The sequence below is a fragment of the Cellulomonas sp. genome (assembly GCF_036279715.1).
Lineage (GTDB): Bacteria > Actinomycetota > Actinomycetes > Actinomycetales > Cellulomonadaceae > Cellulomonas_A.
Genome location: NZ_DASUIR010000055.1, coordinates 1 through 3,637, shown reverse-complemented (window position 1 = coordinate 3,637; position 3,637 = coordinate 1). Strand labels below are relative to the sequence as shown.

3 protein-coding genes are annotated in these 3,637 nt (G+C 71.0%); 2 read left to right on the top strand and 1 reads right to left on the bottom strand.

Going from position 1 to position 3,637, the window contains the following annotated elements; genetic code table 11:
• Window positions 1-9: 9 nt before the first annotated feature.
• A complete protein-coding gene (locus tag VFW79_RS06065; RefSeq protein WP_329676421.1) occupies window positions 10-1,251 on the bottom strand; it encodes a TIGR03862 family flavoprotein in 1,242 nt (413 codons plus the stop codon).
• 166 nt (window positions 1,252-1,417) lie between these two features.
• On the opposite strand from VFW79_RS06065, the gene VFW79_RS06060 reads away from it, so the two are divergent.
• The gene (locus VFW79_RS06060) at window positions 1,418-2,047 is read left to right on the top strand and encodes a TetR/AcrR family transcriptional regulator (protein ID WP_329676420.1); all 630 of its coding nucleotides are present in this window, start codon (window positions 1,418-1,420) and stop codon (window positions 2,045-2,047) included.
• A gap of 209 nt (window positions 2,048-2,256) precedes the next feature.
• A partial coding sequence (locus VFW79_RS06055; RefSeq protein ID WP_329676419.1) for an APC family permease occupies window positions 2,257-3,637 on the top strand: 1,381 nt, incomplete at its 3' end.

Here is a 3,637-nt window from a genome sequence, read left to right as displayed (position 1 = left end):
GGCCAGGCGCTACCGAGAGCCCGACTCGGCATCGCGGCGGAACCACGCCAGCGCGCCCTGCGCCGCGACCACGCCGGTGCTGAACGAGGCCTGCAGCAGGTAGCCGCCGGTGGGCGCCTCCCAGTCGAGCATCTCCCCCGCGACGAACGTGCCGGGCAGCCGCCGCAGCATCAGAGAGTCGTCGACCTCCGACCAGGAGATGCCGCCCGCGGTCGAGATCGCGCGGTCGATCGGCATGGTCGCGGTCACCACGACCGGCACCGCCTTGACCAGGGCGGCCGTCACGGCCGGGTCGCTCGGCAGCGCGCCGCCGGACTCCCGCAGCAGGGCGATCGCGACCGGGTCGAGACCGATCGAGCGGCGCAGCCAGGTCGAGCCCGAGTCCTTCGGCCGGCGGTGCCGCAACCGGTCGGCGAGCTGGTCGGCCGTGAGGTCGGGGCGGAGGTCGACCTCGAGGGCGCACCGTCCGTCGGCGTCGAGAGCGTCGCGGATCGCAGCGCCGCTCGCATAGACCGGGCCGCCCTCGATGCCCGACCGCGTCACCATCGCGTCGCCGCGCACCCCCTGCTGGGCGCGGCGCCCGCGGACCGCCAGGCCCACGTTCTTCAGCGGCGTCCCCGCGAACCGGTCCGCGAACGTGGACGTCCACTCGACGCGCACGCCGACGTTCGCCGGCCGGAGGGGAGTCACGACCACACCGCGGTCCGAGAGCAGTCCGACCCATCCGCCGTCCGACCCGAGCCGCGGCCACGACGCCCCGCCGAGCGCGAGGATCGCGGCGTCGGGGACAACCTCGACCGTGCCGCCGTCGGCCGCCGTGAAGCGCAGGCCGCCAGGCTCGTCCGTCCACCCCGTCCAGCGATGCCGGGTCTCGATCCGCACGCCGAGCTCGGCCAGGCGCGCCAACCAGGCGCGGAACAGCGGGGTCGCCCGGAACGCCTGCGGGAACACCCGGCCGCTCGACCCGACGAACGTCGGCTCACCCAGCCCCGCGCACCAGTCGCGGAGGTCGTCCGGGCCGAACACGTCGAGCATCGGCGCGAGCCGGTCGGCCGATCGGCCGTACCGGGCCAGCATCCGGTCCCGGGCCTCGGAATGGGTGATGTTCAGTCCACCGTGGCCCGCGAGGAGGAACTTGCGGCCGACCGACGGCATCCGGTCGTAGACCGTCACCGTCACGCCAGCCCGGGCCAGCACCTCGGCAGCGATCAGGCCCGCAGGACCGCCACCGATCACGGCCGCCGTGCTCATCGGCCGCACCTCACGAGCTCGACGGTGGGTTGCGGCACCGGCCGAACGTAGCTCACGCGGCGGTAGCCTGACCACGCGACGGGCTCCGCCGTCGGACGACATCGCGTGACGGTGCCCCTGGTCCGAACGGTCGCGACGGTCGGCATCGAGCACGGGAGTGGACCAGATGAGCGGGGCGCACACAGCACCGGTGCGGGGCGAGGGCCCGCGGCCGAGGACGTCGACGGGTGAGCGCAAGCGGGAGCAGATCCTCGACGCGTCCGTCCGGGTCTTCGGGACCGGTGGCGCGAGCGCCGTGACCCACCGAGCCGTCGCGAAGGTCGCGCACGTGCCGCTCGGGTCGACGACGTACTACTTCACCGACCGCGACGACCTCCTGCTGCAGACCATGGCGCACGCGCGGGCGAGCGAGGCGGTCCGGCTCGCGTCGATCGTGGACGCGCTCGACGAGGCCCTGACGATCGACCGGTCGGTCGAGGTGCTCACCGAGATGTTCTTCGACAAGACCGTCGCAGACCCCCTCTACGACCTCGCGCTGTTCGAGATGTTCATGGAGGCGACCCGGAACGTGACGGTGCGCGAGGAGGCGCGGGAGTGGTCGCGCATGATCGGCTCGCTGGTCGATCGCGTGCTGCCGCCGAGCGACCCCGACCTCCCCCGGGCCGGCGTCGTGCAGATCGTCGCGTGCCTGGTCGACGGGCTCATGCTCGAGGCCGTCTCGAACGGCGAGCTGACCGTCGCCGACCTGTCGGACCGGCTGCGGGTCGTCGTCCGGCGGCTGTGCCTCGCGCCGTAGCCGCGCCGTCGATGCCGGAAGGACCTTGGTCCCTAGGGGCACCGGTCGCCACATGTACTTTTGTACAACATCGAATGTTGTACGTTTGTACATGTCGGACGACGAGCCGCGGGAACCCCGATCACGGCCCGCACGATCTGATCTCTGCCTGACGTGCCGCGTCCGAGCGCACCTCGTAGCAACGGTTCGTCACGCAAAGGAGCAGAGCAATGACCGTGCAGACAGACAGGCCTCCGACGGAGGGTCGAGCGACCGGTCGCCCGACCTTCCGGATGTTCGACATGGTGCTCTTCTCCGTGGCAGCGATGCTGCTGCTCTCGCAGCTGACCGTGACCGCCGCCGTCGGCCCGACCGCGATCTTCTGGACCGTGGCCATCATCGTCGTGTTCTTCATCCCGTACGGGCTGGTCACGAGCGAGCTCGGGTCCGCCTACCCCGACGCCGGCGGCATCTACGCCTGGGTGGTCCGGGCGTTCGGCAACCGGTGGGGCAGCCGGGTCTCGTGGTGGTACTGGCTCAACGTGGGCCTCTGGGTCCCGAGCGTCTACCTGATGTTCTCCGGCGCGATCTCCTCGATGTTCTTCGGTGGTGAGCTGAACTTCTGGGTCCAGGTGGCCATCACCGTCACGCTGATCTGGATCAACTTCTGGGTCAACATCCGCAGCCTGAAGACGGGCACGTGGGTGTCCAACGTCGGCGCCGGCATCACGATCGCCGTGATCGTCGCCCTCGCCGTCGCGGGCGGGATCTACGCCTCGGCGCACGGCTCCGCGACCTCGTGGACGGTCAGCAGCGTCATCCCGACCGACGCGCTCCCCGCCTTCATCGCCGCGCTGCCGATCGTGATCTACAACTTCCTCGGCTTCGAGCTCATGTCGTCGGCCTCGACGCAGATGGAGAACCCCAAGCGCGACGTCCCCCGGACCATCGCGATCGCGGGGGTCCTCATCGGCGGCTTCTACCTCGTCGCGACGATCGGCATGCAGCTGATCTTCCCGGCCGACGAGATCTCCCAGACGACCGGCCTCGTCGACGCGCTGCGCCGCGGCTTCGGCGACTCGGGTGTCGCCAGCGTCGTGGTCTCGATCCTCGGCATCGGCGCCCTCTTCTGCTTCTTCGCGAGCCTCGTACCGTGGACCATCGGGGCCAACCTCGCCGCCGCCGAGGCCGCCGCGCAGGGTGACCTCCCCCCGATCTTCGCCAGGACGCACGCGACGCGCGGCACCCCGATCGGCGCCGCGCTGCTCTGCTCGATCGTCGGCACGGTCTTCACGCTCGGGTACGCCGGCCTGTTCTCGCTGACCGGCGGGGCGATCGACGACGTGTTCTGGAACCTGTTCGCGTTCTCGTCGGTCATCTTCCTGCTGCCGTACATCGTGATGATGCTGGCGTTCGCCAAGCTGCGTCGCCTCGACCCCGACCGGCCCCGGCCGTATCGCGTCCCGGGTGGCGTCGTCGTCACCTGGCTCGTGACCTGGGTCCCGGCGGTCCTCCTGGCCGCGGCCGCGGTGTTCTTCGTCTGGAACCCGTACGACTTCTCGTTCGCGGTGACCGGCTCGATCCTCATCGGCCTCGCGGTGACGGTCGGCA

Excerpts from the sequence above, each read along its gene's own strand:
- VFW79_RS06065 (WP_329676421.1), bottom strand. The coding sequence starts at position 1,251 with ATGAGCACGGCGGCCGTGATCGGTGGCGGTCCTGCGGGCCTGATCGCT.
- VFW79_RS06060 (WP_329676420.1), top strand. The coding sequence starts at position 1,418 with ATGAGCGGGGCGCACACAGCACCGGTGCGGGGCGAGGGCCCGCGGCCG.